Origin of the sequence: Mesorhizobium waimense, from assembly GCF_003601975.1 — a bacterium.
GTDB classification, from domain to species: Bacteria; Pseudomonadota; Alphaproteobacteria; order Rhizobiales; family Rhizobiaceae; genus Mesorhizobium; species Mesorhizobium waimense.
The window spans coordinates 12,270-29,934 of record NZ_QZWZ01000063.1 but is presented as its reverse complement, the minus strand read 5'-3'; the positions used below and the strand labels follow the sequence as shown (position 1 = coordinate 29,934).

General features: G+C 60.8%; 17 protein-coding genes and 1 pseudogene. 11 read left to right on the top strand and 7 right to left on the bottom strand.

Annotation, left to right across the window (positions count from 1 at the left end):
- A pseudogene (locus D3227_RS36450) lies at positions 1 to 120 on the top strand (IS5/IS1182 family transposase); the annotation flags it as partial.
- 3 nt (positions 121 to 123) lie between these two features.
- Here the strand turns inward: D3227_RS36450 and D3227_RS36445 are convergent.
- On the bottom strand, positions 124 to 651 hold the full coding sequence (locus tag D3227_RS36445; RefSeq protein ID WP_120018953.1) for a hypothetical protein: 528 nt from the start codon (positions 649 to 651) through the stop codon (positions 124 to 126).
- Positions 652 to 1,113: 462 nt separating this feature from the next.
- Here D3227_RS36445 and D3227_RS36440 point away from each other — a divergent pair, with 462 nt between their 5' ends.
- Positions 1,114 to 2,322 carry a hypothetical protein gene (locus tag D3227_RS36440; protein WP_120018952.1) on the top strand — a complete coding sequence of 403 codons (1,209 nt, stop codon included), beginning with the start codon at positions 1,114 to 1,116 and terminating at the stop codon, positions 2,320 to 2,322.
- Complete coding sequence (locus tag D3227_RS36435; protein ID WP_120018951.1) at positions 2,319 to 3,368, top strand: hypothetical protein; 1,050 nt, start codon at positions 2,319 to 2,321, stop codon at positions 3,366 to 3,368. The genes D3227_RS36440 and D3227_RS36435 overlap by 4 nt, the downstream gene beginning before the upstream one ends.
- A gap of 241 nt (positions 3,369 to 3,609) precedes the next feature.
- On the opposite strand, the gene D3227_RS36430 is transcribed toward D3227_RS36435, so the two are convergent.
- The 3 genes from D3227_RS36430 to D3227_RS36420 all read right to left on the bottom strand — a co-directional run bounded on the left by D3227_RS36430 (position 3,610) and on the right by D3227_RS36420 (position 7,722).
- Positions 3,610 to 4,143, bottom strand: coding sequence for a Ros/MucR family transcriptional regulator (locus tag D3227_RS36430; protein ID WP_120018950.1), 534 nt, complete (start codon positions 4,141 to 4,143; stop codon positions 3,610 to 3,612).
- Positions 4,144 to 4,707: 564 nt separating this feature from the next.
- Positions 4,708 to 5,670, bottom strand: a complete 963-nt coding sequence (locus D3227_RS36425; protein ID WP_147377779.1) for a tetratricopeptide repeat protein — start codon at positions 5,668 to 5,670, stop codon at positions 4,708 to 4,710.
- Positions 5,671 to 5,679: 9 nt separating this feature from the next.
- A complete protein-coding gene (locus tag D3227_RS36420) occupies positions 5,680 to 7,722 on the bottom strand; it encodes an alpha/beta fold hydrolase (RefSeq protein ID WP_120018947.1) in 2,043 nt (680 codons plus the stop codon).
- 222 nt (positions 7,723 to 7,944) lie between these two features.
- On the opposite strand from D3227_RS36420, the gene tnpA reads away from it, so the two are divergent.
- Together tnpA and tnpB are read left to right on the top strand one after the other, a co-directional pair.
- Positions 7,945 to 8,298: an IS66-like element accessory protein TnpA gene (gene tnpA / locus D3227_RS36415; RefSeq protein ID WP_040582614.1), complete on the top strand. Its 354-nt coding sequence runs from the start codon at positions 7,945 to 7,947 to the stop codon at positions 8,296 to 8,298.
- Positions 8,295 to 8,426, top strand: coding sequence for an IS66 family insertion sequence element accessory protein TnpB (gene tnpB, locus D3227_RS44560; protein ID WP_120018945.1), 132 nt, complete (start codon positions 8,295 to 8,297; stop codon positions 8,424 to 8,426). Before tnpA ends, tnpB begins: the two co-directional genes overlap by 4 nt.
- A gap of 76 nt (positions 8,427 to 8,502) precedes the next feature.
- Here tnpB and D3227_RS36405 read toward each other — a convergent pair whose 3' ends face one another.
- The 3 genes from D3227_RS36405 to D3227_RS36390 form a co-directional block, all read right to left on the bottom strand.
- Positions 8,503 to 8,958, bottom strand: coding sequence for a tyrosine-type recombinase/integrase (locus D3227_RS36405; protein ID WP_425374589.1), 456 nt, complete (start codon positions 8,956 to 8,958; stop codon positions 8,503 to 8,505).
- A 673-nt stretch (positions 8,959 to 9,631) separates the two neighbouring features.
- On the bottom strand, positions 9,632 to 9,916 hold the full coding sequence (locus D3227_RS36395; protein WP_147377778.1) for a TVP38/TMEM64 family protein: 285 nt from the start codon (positions 9,914 to 9,916) through the stop codon (positions 9,632 to 9,634).
- Positions 9,917 to 10,296: 380 nt separating this feature from the next.
- Positions 10,297 to 10,797: a methyltransferase family protein gene (locus D3227_RS36390; protein ID WP_120018942.1), complete on the bottom strand. Its 501-nt coding sequence runs from the start codon at positions 10,795 to 10,797 to the stop codon at positions 10,297 to 10,299.
- Positions 10,798 to 10,961: 164 nt separating this feature from the next.
- On the opposite strand from D3227_RS36390, the gene D3227_RS36385 reads away from it, so the two are divergent.
- The 6 genes from D3227_RS36385 (at position 10,962) to D3227_RS36360 (ending at position 17,610) form a co-directional block, all read left to right on the top strand.
- On the top strand, positions 10,962 to 11,423 hold the full coding sequence (locus D3227_RS36385) for a MarR family winged helix-turn-helix transcriptional regulator (RefSeq protein ID WP_167481015.1): 462 nt from the start codon (positions 10,962 to 10,964) through the stop codon (positions 11,421 to 11,423).
- A 219-nt stretch (positions 11,424 to 11,642) separates the two neighbouring features.
- The gene (locus D3227_RS36380; protein ID WP_120018940.1) at positions 11,643 to 14,159 is read left to right on the top strand and encodes a heavy metal translocating P-type ATPase; all 2,517 of its coding nucleotides are present in this window, start codon (positions 11,643 to 11,645) and stop codon (positions 14,157 to 14,159) included.
- Positions 14,160 to 14,169: 10 nt separating this feature from the next.
- Positions 14,170 to 14,568 (top strand): Cu(I)-responsive transcriptional regulator, encoded by a 399-nt coding sequence (gene cueR / locus D3227_RS36375; protein ID WP_120018939.1) that lies wholly within the window; start codon positions 14,170 to 14,172, stop codon positions 14,566 to 14,568.
- On the top strand, positions 14,565 to 15,125 hold the full coding sequence (locus D3227_RS36370; RefSeq protein ID WP_120018938.1) for a cytochrome c: 561 nt from the start codon (positions 14,565 to 14,567) through the stop codon (positions 15,123 to 15,125). Before cueR ends, D3227_RS36370 begins: the two co-directional genes overlap by 4 nt.
- 67 nt (positions 15,126 to 15,192) lie before the next feature.
- Positions 15,193 to 17,154: a multicopper oxidase domain-containing protein gene (locus D3227_RS36365; RefSeq protein WP_120018937.1), complete on the top strand. Its 1,962-nt coding sequence runs from the start codon at positions 15,193 to 15,195 to the stop codon at positions 17,152 to 17,154.
- A gap of 18 nt (positions 17,155 to 17,172) precedes the next feature.
- Positions 17,173 to 17,610 carry a YqaA family protein gene (locus D3227_RS36360; RefSeq protein WP_120018936.1) on the top strand — a complete coding sequence of 146 codons (438 nt, stop codon included), beginning with the start codon at positions 17,173 to 17,175 and terminating at the stop codon, positions 17,608 to 17,610.
- Positions 17,611 to 17,665: the final 55 nt, after the last annotated feature.

Genomic DNA, 17,665 nt, shown 5'->3' with positions numbered 1-17,665 from the left:
GGCTGGATGACAAGATGGCGCCGCCTCGTGCGCGACTACGAGAAGCGCATCGACGTCTCTCACGCCATGATCCTTGTCGCTATGGGCGGCAATCTCATCCGCAGAAACGCTCATCCCTGAATTTCAATACGGACTCTTAGACCGATCAAATGCGTTGGCTTCTGCAAGAATAAAAGCAGCGCGCAAGCGTGGCTCCGCGCTTGCCCTTTCTGCCAAAGCTTCGTCCAGCCGCAGTCTGATTTCGGCAATCAGATTATGGAAAGGCTCCAGCAAAGCCATCAGCCGCTCGAGCCGATAAACCTCGATCCAAGCGTCACCTTCGCTGTAAGTGCCTGGAGGACAATTTTCGAGCTTGTTCCGGCGCTCTACGAGTTCTTCGAGAAGGCCTATTCCATCCGGATCCAGTGCCACCCCTCTACTTCGAAGCCAGCGCGCCCTGACGTCGAGTGTGCTGAGGTAGTACAACAGAATTGCGTCGTTCTTGACGGAATAAATACCGAACGTTCTTCTAAACCACGCCTTCAGCCTCTCAAACATCGCGACCCCCTGAGTGCCTTTGCCTAACTCGTAGAAGTTTGCTCGGTCAGCGCAGAAGAATTGCGATTGGTCCCGTTTGATACCAAGCACGCAATAATACTCGATTTTCGTCAAGGATCAAAGTCGGTGTTTCCACATGACTTCTCCAGGATCAAAGCTCAGCACGGCGAGTAAGTCTTTTCGCGTCACCAGGGCGTCTTTGGATCCGTTCTCACGGAAAGCAGGACGCGCCGGCACGCTAGGAGGCTCAGCGGCGAAACCAGATCGGCAGTTCGACCGCTCTGCGGTTGGAGTTGAGGTAGGTTTGGGCATAGGCTCCACTCACGCAGCCCGGCCTGAATGAAACGCTCAGCCAGTGCGCGCGTCACCAGCTTGTCAAACCCACGCATCGGGCAGTAGTCTGATACTTACCATGGGAGAAACGCGCGATTTGAAACGTATTGACTGCGCTTCGATCGCGAATGGGTCCGGAAAACGTAGACTAAGTTAAAAAACTTCTGTGATTGCTTAGGAAATGGGTGTAGCAACAATTGGATATGCTTCATGGGCATGATCCATTGAAGGAGACTTACGACAATGGCCGCTGAGGAGGGGCTCAACGTGGTCAACGGCGACAGTGCCGAAGATGCGACTTACGACCGTTTAAGAGAACGTGCCCTTGCGGTACTGCTCGCTGGCGTGTCTGACGACGAGCGCGCCGACATTCAGCAGTTCGTGCGCAAGCTCGATGAGAAAGCGCTCAGCGCAGTCGAGGCGCAGAAAATCCTTAAAGCTATCGTGTCGGAGTCGCAGACACTGCTCCCAGGCATGCGGGGGGCGGGATGGTGGAACGTGGCGTTCGATATATTGCAGTCTCCGCCGTTCTATTTCTTCTTTGGATGCCTTCTTCTCGCTCTGGCCTTTTTGACGTCGCAAGAAGGGCTTAACACATCGCTGACGTTCCTTGTGGCAATGCTGGGTGTGGCAATCCTGTTGTACGGCACAGGGTCGCAGGCAGTCGGAACCTTCGGCTCGAACCCGGAACTGGCGGCGCAGTTGCTTCAAGAGCGTGAGGAGGCAAAGGCTACTGTGACAAGGCTGGTGGAACCTGCGGAGGGGGGCGAAGCTCCTCAGCCCAAGGCGCCCGACGCACCGGCAAGTGCACTGCCGAAGGCGATTTCCCCCGGTGCAGCGAACCTGGTGGTCGCGGGCGGCGCGGCCGTGCTCACGGCATTCTTCGGCTGGGGGGTGATCACCTACCAGAATCAGATCCGGCAGGTGTTCCGTGACTACGATCAATACACCAAGGTGAGGCTTGAGTTCTGCGACGCTGCGGTGAACGAGTGCACCGATCCCAACGTGCTCGATAATGTCGCTCTCAAGACGCCGGAAGCGGGCCGATCGGAGTTGACGGATGATACGCTGCGAAAAATTCTCCAGAGCGCCTACCTTGAGACCGGGCTTGGCGAGCGCGCTTACGGTAAAGAGGACGACAACGGATTGGAGTTCATTGTGTTCGAGCGCGATCTGGGCGAGAGCGGAAGGATCAAGCTCCACGGTGCCGCAGCCGAACAGGGTACCACAAAGTACGCCGCCGACCTCAGCTACTTCAGTTTCCGCAGCCTTGTCGGCAACGGCGAGCAAAATGACCAATGCCTGGTGCGTGTGTCGCAGGATTCGTGTCTGTTCATCATCACGGTAAGGGATGCTGTCGACGTCAATCGAGTGCCCCGGGTCGTCATTCGCGCCGTGCTTAGCGCTCAATCGCTGGTGGTCGAAAGCGAGGACCCGGTGGTACCGCGATGAAAATTCGTGAGACAGCAATCTGCCTGTTGCTGGCGCTGACGCTGTGCGCAGCCCCCGCGCGCGCGCAGACGATGACTGGCCAGCCGCTGCTCTCGGAAGAGGCGCTCGCAGGCTGGTTGACCACCTTCAAAGAAATCAACATCGAGAGCCCGACTGGTGGACTTAACCTGGTGCTTGTGACGCACCTCAACGCACTCAATGAATGGATCCGTACACCGGAAGACATTCGCCGGTTCCGGGAGTGGAAGAATGACGACGAGATTGTCCGCGGACTGATTCCGCTCGCCGCCGGGTTGCGGTCGGAGAACCGCAGCCCGGCGACATTGGTCCTTGGCAACGTCGTCGACAATACTAACGTGTGTTATGTAATCGCCTATCTTGCCAGTACGCCCGACATAGGCGCGGACGGCCAGTACAATCTGCTGCAGGTAGTCCGGCAAGTAGCAAGCTACGCTTTCAGTGATACCGCTGCCTGGATCGAAAAGCTGGTCGAGTTCAAGGAACGACAGCTCAAGGCCCAGTCGGATGTCGAAAACACAGCGCGACTGCTCGACCGCATAAGGGATGCACTCGGCAAGCGGGCAAACGGTCAGTTGCTGACCCTGCGCAGCTTCAGTGAGCCGAGCTTCGCGAGATGTGTTGCCGTGCTGCCCGCCGCGTTCACCGGGGAGCAGGACGTTGCGCCTCTCTTCCCAGAGACGATCGCCGATCTGACGACAGACCTGATCCGGCAGCGATTGTTCAGCGATCAGCGGCGGGAGTATGCCACCCATCTTGCGATGCTCTACGACAAATCCGATGCGTTCGGCCGAACGACACTCGTGAAAGCTCTTGTCGCTGCGATCATCCCTCAGAAAGAGGACCCGGAACGACGCTATCGGGTTAACCTCTATGTCGCGGTAGCATTCACCCGCATGGCACCCGGAGCCTTGAAAGATCCGGCACAGCGACAGGCGCTCTTGGCGCTCAAGCTCACCCCTGAGTACCGCGACGATCCGACCTTTGTGCAAAACGTCGACCAGGCGATCAGAAAGCAGGGATTGTAGTGGCTCGACGACTCCGGCCAAGATCGCTGAGCTGCTGGATCAACCGAGAGGAACCCACGGCAAGTGCGATCTTCGTATGGAATTCTGCTGGTGGGTCCAAAGCGGGCGTCAGTGTTCCCGCGAAGACATCCATCGTTTAGCTAGTCCCGTCGCGCTACCGGGTGATCTGGCTTACAACGAAGCCCGCCTCGCCGCGGGGCTTCGCCATATTCAGGTTCGCCACCGCTATCAGGTTCAGCCGCTACGCTTTGGCGGGTACTTTGCGCGCTTTCTTCACCGGCGACTTGATTGCTGTTGACGTTGCTGTCGCTGCCGCCGCCCGAGCAACTCGTCTTGGCTTTGCTGCCGGTACGAGTGTGGGCACCTCTGCCTTGCGCCCGAGCCCTATTGATTTCGCCATCGCCGAGCGGGTGGCAGCGTAGCTCGGCGCCACCATCGGATAGTCGGCCGGCAGGTTCCACTTCTGTCGGTATTCATCAGGGCTCAGATTGTAGTGGACTCCGATATGGCGCTTTAGGGATTTGAACTTTTTTCCGTCTTCCAGGCAGATAATGTAATCCGGTGTGACGGACTTCCTGATCGAGACTGCCGGTTCCTGTTTGACCACAGGTTCCGTTGCCGGTCTACCGATCCCATGCAGAGCAGCATGGATATCGCCGATCAGCTTCGGCAACTCGCCAACCGGCAGTGGATTGTTCGACACATAGGCGGCGACAATGTCGGCGGCAATCGACACGATATCCGTTTGGCCGTCTTGTGCGGGAGAATTGGTCATAGAATATTCCTTTGTCTTATCGGACTCACTAAAGACGTGTGATTTACCCGCTCCGCCAACCAGGCAAATAGTCCGTTTCCTTTCTACAATCCACACCCCTTGCCAATATTGTAAGGGTGACCTTCGCTGTCCGGCTGCGGATGGCCTCGAGGGTTCGATCCTGTAGACCGCTACATCGCCAAACCCACTATCGAGGAAGCGGTGTTTTCCTATCGGCGACGGTCCGAGTAAACGTCGCCCCGCACCAATCCTCTCTAGGACGCGAGGTGTCGAAGGCTGGGTTCCTGGAAGCTTTTCGATCGCCTCCCGCCGAATTGCGCCTCCTTGTGAAGGAGATTGGAGCATCAGGACAAGCTACGGGGCGGGCTTGATCACCGCATTCGCTCTTAGGGCAGTTGATGCGTTGTCGTGTGCAGCCTCTGTGTTCGCATGTTCTACGATTTCTCATTGGCCGCTCTCCCGACATGTCTCTCGTTCGCTTGGCCGATTGCGCCTTCGCGCATTGAGCGACGCTGTATGTGTCAGATGCACCGCGAATGCTAGCTCACCTGTCGGTCTTCGGTATCATTGTCTCGCCACGAGCTTCGAAAAGAATTCGCGCGCTTCGTTGGCCAATGGATGCGATGTCTCGTCGAGGATCGCGATACCCTCCTCCGTGCATTCAATGGCGCGCGCGACGTCGCCAGCGAGATCATACGCCCTTCCGAAACTGAAGAGTGCGTTGCCCTCGCCAATCCTGTCGCCGATTTCCCGGCAGAGGGAAAGCTGCTGCCCGAAATACTCGATGGCGTGCACATGATCACGCACGTCGATGGCCACGAGACCGAGGTTGCCCAGCGCATTGGCCTCGCCCTGTCTGTCTCCGATGACCCGTACGATTGCCAGTTGATCCTCGTATGCCCGCGATGCGCGCTCGGATTCGCCTAGGTCAGCATATGCGTTTCCGAGATTGCCGAGCGCGATTGCTTCTCCCCTTCGGAATCCAATTTCGCGTGATATCCGCAGGTTGATTTCCTGATGCTCTATGGCCTTGCGGAAGTCACTCCGGTCCGCGTGGCACAGTCCGATGTTGCCTTCGGCTGTCGCCTCGAGTTGCGGCAGTTGCAGTTCACGCGCCAATGCAATCTGCGCTTCAAAGGCGGCGATGGCCTGATCAACGTTGCCGAGTCGGCGATGCGTGACGCCGAGGTTCCCGAGATGGCTGGCTTGTGTGCGTTTAGCCCCACATTGCCCCGAAGCCTGAAGGGCCGAGTGGAGCCATGACTGCCACGCCCGTGCCGGAAGCCGCATCGAGAGGATGTACGGCCCGAAATTCGGGAACTCTGCGCAGAGCTCCATTGCCCTAGGATCTTCGGCATTTTCGGATATCCAGCGCCAAGCAGCTTCGATGTTCTGACGCTCGCGGTCGAATAAAACAAGGCCGTCGGGAGGAGCATTTTCGCTTGCCAGATAGCGCGTATTCGCCGTGCGGAGGACGGCTCCGAAATGTTCTGCGTGCCGACGGCAGGCCTCAAATAGTGAAGTCATCGCTTTCACCTACGGATCGAGTAGGGATCGCGCATGCGCCACGAGAAGCGCGTGCATCTGGAAACGTCCTGCCGTGGGCTCGATAAGGCCGCGCGCCGCCAACTCCCTGACGACGAGTTTGGGATCGTCCGCTTTCCATACGGCAGCAATTGCTTCCAGATCGAATGTCGCCGGCTTCGGCGCGAATGCGCCGAAGAATGCGAAACATTCCCTTGTGCGCTGGTCCAGCAGGTCGGTGCTCTGCTGGAGCAGCGCGGCCACCGTGGGAATAGTCTGCTTCTCGATGTCTGCGCGGTCGGCGGGAGCTTTTGCGCTTATCAACGCGGCGCCGTCGCGCAAACTCACCAGCAGATCATCCACGCTCCAGCCCATTCTCGCTTCCGAGGCGAGCATCCGCCCCGCGACATGGAGCGCGAGGGGAAGCCCTTCAAGGTCCCGGACTAGCTGCAGGCAGGCGTCGCGCTTGCTCATCACTATGGTGGGTGCAAGGAGCCGCAACAGCAGCATGCCGTCGTCTTCCTGCAGCAGTGGTAACGTGTAGACGCCGTCCGCCGTCGGACTGAGTTCTTCCGCGACAGATGGCAGCCGGGTTGTTAGCAGAACGCCGCAGCGTTGTCCGACGCACTGCAAGAAGGGCTGTGCGTGCGCAGCGTCCCACACGTCATCGATAATGATCAGCATACGGGCATCGGCGAGCAACTCCGCGAGTTGCTCGACGGCATCCTTAACGGTCGGGCTGCGCGAGAGGCCATTGACACCCAATGCACGTCCCCAAGCCCCGATTTCGGAAAGGATAGCGGGCTCCCGCGTCAGCGACGTCCACAGCACTCCGTCTGGGAACTGCGCAGCGGTCTCGACATCGTAGGCGAATGCGTTGACGAGTGTCGTCTTTCCGACTCCCGGCCACCCTCTGATTACGGTTCTGGCGTGGAGCGGTAGGCCGTCCGGGATTCCCATTCGCCGCTTGATTTCGGCAAGCGCGTCCGCACGGCCGATAAGGAAGAGCTGCGGTAATGGAGGCAGGCGACCGGGACGGCCCGGTAGAAGGAAGTCGCGCAGCTTTCGGACAAAGTCACGATCGTGACCAATCGGAACAGCAGTATCGCCCGACATGATTGATGCTGCAGCGCTGCCGCCCTGACTTTCGCTAAGGACCAACAGCGCTCCGTTGAACGCTGCCCTCTGCAAAACGAGATGGTCGTCTTCCGTCGCGCTTCCGCTGGCCACCCGTGCGAGCGCGGCTCGGAGCGGATCTGGCGGGCAGCGTGTCGGAGGCGGCGAGGGCGCTTCAAGCTCATCCGCCCGCGCGGCGTCGAGCAGGAAGCTAACGAGCATCCTGTGTTGCACTGCTGAGGCGCCATCGACTTTCGCTATGGAAAAATGATCGGAGTTCGGCACCTTGTACGCTTCGCCGAAGTAGCGCGCACCGGAGAAGGGCTCGACAACTTGCTTCCGCAGCAATGTTCGGAGCACAACGAAGGTGTCTTCCACCAATTCCTTACCGTTCAGGGATAGGCGCTTCGATTCTTTGAGATTCTGGAAGTCGCGGTCTAGATCCATGAGCCATGCGTTGTTCTGCTCAAAGCGGAGGGCGTCGGCCTGGCTGTGATCAAAGAACCTTGCGAGGGGGCTCAGCCAGTTCGCGTAGCTCGATCCGACTGAAGGGGATGCGACGAGAAACAAGCCGATCGATGTTCCGCTCTCGATAAGCTCGGTCGCGCGTTGCACAACAAGGCGGCGCGCCACGATTCCGCCCATGCTGTGGCATACGAAAACGATGCGGCGACTGTTTATCACGCCGTCCAGCCGCATGTGTTCCTTGAGCGCGTCAACGACGTCTCCGAGACGGTACGTGCCCGAGAAAAATCCAGTTTTGTACGTGAAGACGTAGACGCCGGTGCCTTTGATAGACTCGTCACAGGCCAGGAGGTCAGGCCAGAACGTCCCGTTTGAGTGGCGCCAGCAGGCTTCGCCGCTCGAGAGAATGCCGTGCACGAAAACCACGGACGTGGTTGCATCGCGTGCAGGCTTGCTTATCCAGATCCCTTCCACTTCTCATTCCCGCTGATGATACGCCGGCCTATTAAGTCTCGGCTCTTCCCCGCTGGCAATGCAAAATCCCAGGCTGTGGCAGGGAAAATCAGATTCTGCAGGATAGGGTTGTCAATAGTACGCCTCCGGCGAAGCCCGGCGAAGGCCGCCTTGCGCGAGCATGGCACGGTAGCGAAGTTGCGCTCTTAAGGTCGCCCTTACGAGCGTAGTTAGCAGCACAGCATGAGCCATGTGACGTTATTGACCGGACCGGAGCGTCGTCGTCGTTGGCGTGAAGAGGATCAGTGCCGGATACTGGCCGCGGCATTCGCGCCCGGGGCCACAGTGGCGGCGGTGGCGCGTCAGTACGATGTCGCGACCAGTCTGATCTATAAGTGGCGCCGCACGCTGAGAGCCCGCGAGACAGGCTTTGCCGAAGTTGTCGTGGTTCCCGATGAGCCTGTCGCCGCTTCGGTGCCGGCTGCGCCCCCAGCGGTGATCGAGCTGGAGATCGCCGGCAAGGTGCGGCTGCGGATTCCGCTGACCACACCGCCGACACTGGCGGCGGCGATGGTGAAGGCGCTGGGCGTTTCATGATCCCGGTTCCGAGCCAGGTGCGGATCTGGTTGGCGGTCGGCCGGACCGATATGCGTCGCGGAATGCAAGGCCTCGCTCTGCAGGTTCAGGAGACGTTGGGCCGCGATCCGCATTTATGCATCGGGTGAGATTTTGTGGCGGAGCCGTCCCGGCGCCAGCCGGGGTCTGCCAAATCTGGCATCCTCCGCCACATAATGTTTTAGCTTAGATGCTGTTCAGCAGTTGCAGAACTGCATCGGTGGGCCGGAAGCGCGCCCCGTAATTGCCCTCGATGCCCGCCTTTTCGAGTCCGTTGCGCATCATCTCGACATCCGCGGCGGCATAGCGGTGGGTGGTGGCGACCTGTGCGTGCCCGAGCCAGGCTTGAATCGTCAAAAGATCCACGCCGGACTGGAGAAGCTTCATGGCGAGGGAGTGCCGGAAGATGTGTGGCGATATGGGCTTTTCGGCCAAGTCCGGCCTTATGGCCACTGCCTTGGCCGCCGCTCGTCGTACGATGTGGGTCGCCCCGAAGCGCGTCAGGCGCTCATTGTGGGCGCCGACAAAGATCGGTCGTGGTTCGTGGTTGGCGATTCCGCGTTCGCGCAACAAGGCCGCCAGCGCTCTCGCCAGATCCTGATGGATTGGACGGACTGAGGCGGAAAAGCCAATAAAAATCAAGGCTAAATGGGATTCAATTGGCGATACAGTACCAAATGCAGTACCGCCTAAGTTAGCGAGTCGACGTTTTGGAGCGGCGGCCGCTGAGATTCAGGCCTTACAGAAAATACGGCATCATCATCCTGGTTTGCCTTCGGTAGTGGGCATACCGATCGCCAAACATGTCGGTCAGAAGTATCTCCTCCACACGTGCGCGCCACACGAACGTCGGCACAATCGCGGAAAACACAGCCAGGACGGCAGGCCAGCTGCTGAAGGCAAGGGCCTCGCCCATCGCGAGCATCGACAGGCCGAGGTAGATGGGTGACGTATGAGGTGATACGGACCTGTCGTCACGAGGCCTGTGTCTTGATCTGCCGTCGGCACCAAGCTCCATGCCGCGCCGAGCTCGGCCCGGGACCTGAGAACGAGCGCCGCCCCGGCGAGGGCGAGAAGGCATCCGCACAGCGCCAGCACAAGCCCCGCGAGACCCTCGGCGTTACCGGCAAAGGCGGCCAGGAAGACGAAGAACAGCCCGAAGGCCGCGAAGTTTGCGACGACGGGGTCGGTCGCCAAGATGCCGGTCAGCGCGCCTGCTGCGTTTATGGTCACGCCCGCCGACAGTCAGCAGGATGGGCCCTGCGAAAGCGAGCAGCGAGGCTGCGCGAAGGACTGTGACGAGGATCGACATCGCTCAGGACGTACGCAAGCGCATGACATACAGCGCGATGGGGAGCAGCAGGATGGGAAGGACATAGCTTACGATGAGCGCCAGGATTGGCTGATCGGCCCAGCCGGCACCGATGGCAGCGAACCCAAAGGCGATCGGTACGCTGCCCACCGTCAGTGCTATGGTGAACTTTCGCATCGGCATGCGGGCAAGGCCGGCCAGAAAGACGATGGCTTCCGGCACGCTGTAGGGGAGACTGCGCGTCAGGACGATCGCCCAGGCGCCGGTCCGGTCGAACAAGGTTTCCATCTTGTGGAGCGATTGGCGGCACCAAGCGATCGACAAACCACCGCGCCGAGGTGCGCATCAAAGCGTAGCCGAGCACGCCGCCGCTGATCAGGCCAATACAGCCCAGCAATCCACCGAACACCGTGCCGTAGATGATGCCGAGGGCGGCAATGACGGCAGTCTGAGGGATTGGCAGCACCACATCCGCCCAGTAAGCGCAATGCCCAGCGCCCATGCCCAGCTGTCGTATTCTCGGAGCATGAAAACAGCATCGTTGGCATCCTGAGCCGTCGGGATTCTCGCACAGGAGGCGAGCAGGATTGCGAGAGCGCCGAGGAGGGCGAGGCGTGATCTCAATTTGCCACTCCGCCTTTGACGGTCGGCCAGCAATGGTTCAACCGCTAGAGCCATCGCCGCACGCGTCGCTTGTAATCGAGATAAGCATCGTCGAAGCGCCGCTCGAGATATACCTCCTCGCGCGCGACGACGCCGTAGCGAACGGCGATAGCAAGCGGCAGCGTCAGGATCAGAACCCATGGGCTTTGTGCCGCGATGCCGATGCCGCCGTACACGAGAAAAAAGCCGAGATAGATGGGATTGCGGGTCCAGCGGTAAATGCCGGTGGTCACGAGCACGCGGGCGGGCTGGTTCGTGGGCAAAGGCGTCGCAGCGCGGGAGAAGTTGCGGACTCCCGCGGCAAAAAGCACAAGACCGATGAGGATCAGGGATCCGCCGACGATCCAGGGCACCCCGTCGGCCTCCGGAATTGCGAACGGCAAAGGCAGCAGGCGATCCAAGACGAGACCAACCAGAATAGCGGCAGGAAAGAAAAGGATCGGTCGCCCAACGACGCCTGCGGTTCCGATGTCGGTTATTTCTTGACCAGCCGGATCCATTTCCATGTCTCTCGCAGGTGTTGCAGGCGACGAAACCCAGAATCGCCTAGAAACGACAACTAAGGTGTCATCTTAGAAATTGACAACAGAGGTGTCAATGGGAGAACTTGGCATAGACAAAGGGGACGAAGACGATGGCTTCGAAAGGACACAGGACCGCGGTGGGCCGAATGACAGGTGCGGGCCCAATCATTGACAGCAAGGCCGAGGCGATCACGGAGCTGATGCTCGAAGTGGCTCAGTGCTTCTTCAAGATACGGGCTCTCGGCCAGAAGACGGGGCTCATCACCAGTTGGGGTGGCGGTGCGTTCGGCTTCATTCGAAGCCTCGCGCTGCTGGGTCCGCTGACCGTGCCGCAGATCGCCCAGATGCGGCCCACCAGCCGCCAGCGGATGCAGCGGCTGGCGGATGAGCTTGCGGCCGAGGGGCTTGTCGAATTCATCGAGAATCCGAGGCACCGGCGCTCCAGGCTCGTCCGGCTCACGCGCAAAGGCGACGCGGGCTACCGCGAGATGAACACCCGGCTCCTGGCGATCGCCTCGACCATTGGCGTCGCTCTCAGCGAAACCGATATCCGCAAGACCGCCAACATCGTGCGGCAACTGAGCGATGATGTGAAAGCGCGGTCGTAGCGGCTGTCGTAATGTGCCACTCCTAGCCGCGCATCATGCGGCGGCGATTTCTGGCACCATTGCAAATCTCACCTGCGCAATGAGTGTTGACTGAGAGGGGGCACCAGGACACCAGCCATATCGCGGCAGAACGTAGCGTTCATTTTGCAGAAAACCACTTGACCTTCCAGTAACTGGAAACCGTAGATGGAAGTGGAGTTGCCCATTTAGGAGTGCTCCATGACCGACCATCACCATGATGCCGCCCACGCTGGCGCTTCCCATGGCTCGTGCTGTTCCTCGCACTCGCCGGCTGCTACCTCAATCGTCGTCATCCGCGACCCGGTGTGCGGCATGACGGTCGATCCGGGGGCTGGAAAGCCGTCGGCGACCTTTAGCGGCCGCCCCTATCATTTCTGTTCGGAAGGCTGCCGGACCAAATTCATGAAAGAGCCGGAAGCGTTTCTGAAGGCGACCGATCCGGTTTGCGGCATGCAAGTCGAGCGCGCCACGGCGAAGCACTTCGTGCGCCATGAGGGCAAAGGTTTTTACTTCTGCTCCGCTGGGTGCAAAGCAAAGTTCGAGGCCGACCCCGGAAAATATCTGAGCGGCCAGCCTGCGCCGGAGCCGATGCCGAAGGGCACCCAATACACCTGTCCGATGCATCCCGAGATTGTCCGCGACAAGCCCGGCTCCTGCCCGATCTGTGGCATGGCGCTGGAACCTATGGGTGTGCCGACCCGCGACGAAGGTCCCAATCCGGAGCTGATCGATTTCACCCGCCGCTTCTGGGTGAGCGCCGTCCTGTCGATCCCGCTGCTTTTGATCACAATGGGACCGATGCTCGGCCTGCCGTTCCGCGACTGGCTCAGCGAGCGGCCGGCAGCCTGGATCGAGTTGGCGCTGGCGACCCCAGTGGTGCTATGGGCGGCGATCCCCTTCTTCCGTCGCGGCTGGGATTCGATCGTCAACCGCAGTCCAAACATGTGGACGCTGATCTCGATCGGCGTCGGCACGGCCTACGTCTACAGCGTCGTGGCGACGTTGTTCCCGAACCACTTTCCGCACCAGTTTCGCGGCCATGGCGGTACGGTCCCGGTCTATTTCGAGGCGGCGGCGGTGATCGTGGCGCTCGTCTTTCTCGGCCAGGTGCTGGAGCTCAAGGCACGGGAGCGCACCGGCTCGGCGATCCGCGCGCTGCTCGACCTCGCCCCGAAGACGGCAAGACGGATTGCGGCGGACGGTTCCGAGGCGGACGTGCCGCTCGACGAGGTGAAGGCGGGCGAGCCGCTGCGGGTGCGACCCGGCGACAGCGTGCCGGTCGATGGCACCGTGCTAGAAGGCCGCTCCTCGGTCGACGAATCGATGCTGAACGGCGAACCTGTCCCCGTCGAGAAGACGCAAAGCGACACTGTGACCGGCGGCACGCTCAACAAGAACGGAACGCTGGTCATGCGCGCCGAAAAGGTCGGCGCCGATACGATGCTGTCGCGCATCGTCGAAATGGTTGCCAAGGCGCAGCGCTCGCGCGCGCCCATCCAGGGACTTGCCGACCGCGTCTCCTATTACTTCGTGCCGACTGTCGTTCTGGTCGCCATCGTCGCCTTTATCCTCTGGGCCATCTATGGGCCTCAGCCGAGCATGGTCTTCGCCATCGTTTCGGCCGTCTCGGTGCTGATCATCGCCTGTCCCTGCGCGCTTGGGCTGGCGACGCCAATGTCGATCATGACCGCCACGGGACGCGGCGCGCAGGCTGGCGTGCTGATCAAGGAGGCCGAAGCGCTGGAGCGCTTCTCCAAGGTCGACACGCTGATCGTCGACAAGACCGGCACGCTGACCGAGGGCAAGCCCAGGCTGACCGACGTCGTAGGGCTCGACGGCTTTCCCGAGGCCGAACTGCTCGGACTTGCTGCCAGCCTGGAAAAGGGTTCGGAGCATCCGCTGGCCGAGGCCATCGTCGAGGGCGCGCGGGAGCGCGGCGCAGAAATCGGCGACGCCGGCGACTTCGAGGCCGTCACCGGCAAGGGCGTCACAGGAACCGTCAACGGCCGCGCCGTTTCGCTTGGAAACAAGGCGCTGATGGACGATCTGGGCATCGGCCTGGAGGCGGCGAAGGAGCGCGCCGATGCGCTGCGGTCCGATGGTAAGACGGTGATGTTCGTCGCGGCGGACGGCAGGCTTGCCGGTTTCGTCGCCGTCGCTGATCCGATCAAGGCGACGACGGTCGAGGCGATCCGCGCGCTGCACGACAGCGGGCTCAGGATCATCATGGCGACAGGCGACAATGAGCGCACCGCCAGGGCGGTGGCGGCAAAGCTCGGCATCGACGAGGTGCGCGCCGACATGCTGCCGGAGAGTAAGAAGACGCTGATTGACGAACTGCATGCCAAGGGCGCCGGCGTCGCGATGGCCGGCGACGGGGTCAACGACGCGCCGGCACTGGCAGCCGCCGATGTCGGCATCGCCATGGGCACCGGCGCCGACGTGGCCGTCGAGAGCGCCGGCATCACTTTGGTAAAGGGGGACCTCAACGGCATCGTCCGGGCGCGGCGGCTGTCGCAGGCGACGATCCGCAACATCAAGCAGAACCTGTTTTTCGCCTTCGTCTACAACGCGCTCGGCGTGCCCGTAGCGGCGGGTATCCTCTACCCGGTCTTCGGCTCGCTGCTGTCGCCGATGATCGCGGCCGCGGCGATGAGCCTTTCGTCAGTTTCCGTGATCGGCAACGCGCTACGACTTCGTTCTTTGAAGCTCTGAGGTTTAGACCATGAACATAGGAACCGCTGCAGAAAAATCCGGTCTGCCGCCAAAGACCATCCGATACTACGAGGACATCGGTCTTCTCAGACCCGACCGTGCCGACAACGGCTACAGGGATTATTCATCGGCCGACGTCCATCGCCTGCGCTTCCTGCAGCGGTCACGAAGCCTTGGTTTCTCTGTGGAGGAATGCCGGCAACTCCTTTCGCTCTACGGCGACAAGGAGCGCGAGAGCGCGGATGTGAAGGCCATAGCGGAAGCCAAGCTCGCCGAAATCGCCCGGAAACTTGTGGAACTCGCCGGACTGCGGGACATGCTTCGGCATCTGGCCGACCATTGCAACGGCGATGACCGACCTGATTGCCCGATCATCGACGGGCTTGCTGGACACGGCACGGTTCAGTGAGGCGCGTCCCCGTCATTGCAGCAGTCATTGTCATCACCGGGCTCGCCGCCAGGACGGCGCTCCCGGAGACAGCCGTCTCTCCAGTCGTCGCCGAGCGCCAAGCATCGATGAAGGCGATGGCGAACGCCGCCAAGACCATCTCCGGGATTTTCGACGGGAAGTTGCCCTATGACGCAGCGGCCTTCAAGGCGGCGGCGGAAACCATCCGCCAACGTTCCGGAGGCGCCATGGTAGACGAATTTCCGGCAGGTTCGCTCGGCGCGCCCTCGGCTGCGAAGGTTGAGGTCGACCAGTTCCGAGAGGAGTTCGCAGCACTTGCCCACCATCTCGAAAGCTTGGCGGCTGCGCTGTCATCGGCTGCCGACAATGCTCCAAACGGCATCACCGAATCCATGAGGATGAAGTCCGGCATGGCGATGGGCAGCAGCCTCCTCGGGAAGCGGGCTGGCGGCACAGCCGCCGCCGATCCTTCGAAAATGCCAGCCGAACATGTGTTCCACCTGATGCTGCAGGATTGCACGAACTGCCACGCCAAATTCAGGGAGAAGCGGCAATGAGCGAGGCCATCGACCGGCGCGGTCGCCGGACTAGGTAACGTGGACGACAAACCGACAGGAATCCTGCATGTTCGTACAGCCCATCGACTACTTCCTGGCGATCTGGTTCGTCCTTGCGGGGCTAAGCACTGCCTACGTGGCGTGGGACCAGTTCCGGAACAACCCCGAGCCGGCGGTGATGAAGTGGGGCTTCATCCTGGTCACGCTCTATCTCGGTCCGGTCGGACTGCTGCTCTATGTGCTTGCCGACAAGGAGCCGCGCCCCGGTACGCACGAAGAATTCGTCAAACCGCTGTGGAAGCAGGGCATCGGCAGCACTATCCACGGCGTCGCCGGCGATGCCACCGGGATCATCATCGCCGCGGCAATCACTGCGATGCTCGGCCTGCCGATGTGGCTCGACATCATCATCGAATACATCGCGGGTTTTGCGCTCGGCCTGTTCATCTTCCAGGCCCTGTTCATGAAGAGCATGATGGGCGGGACCTACTGGGAGAACGTCCGAAACTCTTTCATGCCTGAATTCATCAGCATGAACGCGATGATGGCCGGGATGGCGCCAGTCATGGCGATCCTGATGATGGGGCGCGACATGCGCGCCATGTGGCCCGGCGAACTGCTTTTCTGGGGCGTGATGGCGCTCGGTATTGGGGTCGGGTTCCTGACGGCCTATCCGTTCAATGTGTGGCTAGTTGCCAAGGGCCTGAAGCACGGCCTGATGACGGAACGCGGTGAGCAGCCGGAACCCGAAAAGGCGGCGCCTGGCGAGCATGCCGCACATGGCGGCATGGCGCTCGAGCATCAGCATTCCGGTTCTCACGATGCTCACGCAACTCAGGGTGGCGCGTCTCACGGCAAGCATGAGGGTTCCCACGGGAAGGACGGCGGCCACAAGCAGCACGGCGAAAACCTGCCGCCGCATTTCGCGCCGACATTCACGCAGATCGCGGCCGTCGCGTCATTCACGACGATCCTGCTGGTCGGCGGATTCGCCTATCCGTTCATGAAGGTCAATATGTCGCTTAGCGCGCACGACGTTGGCGACGTGATCATGGCGCCGGGAATGATCATGGACTTCGACACGCCGGGGGCTTCGATGCGCGACATGGCGGCCGTCGATCCTCGGCTAACTGCCTTCGAGGCCGGGCCTGACGCGCGGGGCGGGCATATCCTGGAGCCGCGCGTCGAAGGCGGCGTGAAGGTTTTCGATCTCGAGGCATCCATTGTCCGCTGGTCGATCCTGCCCGGCGAGACTGTGGAGGCCTATGCCTACAACGGTCAGGTTCCCGGCCCGACGCTGCGGGTGACCGAAGGTGACCGGGTCCGTATCAACGTGACGAACCGCCTGCCGGAAAGCACCACGGTGCACTGGCACGGCCTGATCCTGCCCAACGAGATGGACGGTCCGGCGGAGATCACGCAAGCGCCGATCGAACCTGGTGATACCTACGCATATGAATATACCGTCGGGCAGCACGGGACATACTTCTATCACACGCACGACCATGTCGACCGCCAGCAGTCACTCGGTCTCTACGGTGCTCTGATTATCGATCCGAAGGATCCCGCGAACGAAGTCCCAGCCGACCTGGAGTACACAGTGCAGCTTCAGGAATGGCTGAAACGGGAATGGCTGACCTACCCGTCGATGCCGATGGAAGGCGGGCTCCCGAACTTCTTCACCATCAACGGCAAGGCGTATCCCTCAACCGAGACGGTCCGGATGAAGCTTGGCCAAACGCTCAAGGTGCGGTTCGTCGGCTCGCACACGATAGCGATCCATCCGATGCACATTCACGGCGGGCCGTTCCAGGTCGCAGCCGTCGACGGCGAGACGCTCGCCGAAAGTGCGCGGTATCTCGCCGACACGGTCAACGTCGGTCCAGGGCAGCGGTTCGATGTCCTGTGGAAGGCGCAGAGGCCCGGTAAATGGTTGCTGCATTGTCACATCCCGCATCACACGACCAACAACAACGTCGAGACGGAAGGAGGTGGTGGGCTGATGCTGGTCATCGAGGTCGAATCCTGAGCGAATTAGGCGCCGGCAATGGATGAATTCGCCGCCTATGGCGGGCTGTTTGCTATCGCCTTCGCTGCGGCGACGATCCTGCCGATGCAGTCAGAAGCAGCACTTGCGGCGCTGCTCATGAACGGTTCCTTCCCGACGGCGATGTTGATCGCGGTCGCCAGTCTAGGCAACGTACTCGGTTCCGTCGTGAACTGGATCATCGGGCGCGGCGTCGAGCAGTTCCGCGACCGTCCCTGGTTCCCGGTTAATGCTGCGAAACTCGAGAGAGCCACGAAATGGTACAGTCGGTACGGAAGGTGGTCGTTGTTGCTGAGCTGGATGCCAATAGTGGGCGATCCGCTGACGGTGGTGGCAGGTGCTCTTCGCGAGCCTCTGTGGAGCTTTGTTGCGATCGTCGCCGTCGCGAAAGTCACGCGCTATCTGGTTATCGCCGGCGCCACGCTGAACCTCATGTAACCAAGTTGGCAGCGACAATAACACGCAGATTCGTTCACTTTTTGTGGCACTGCAA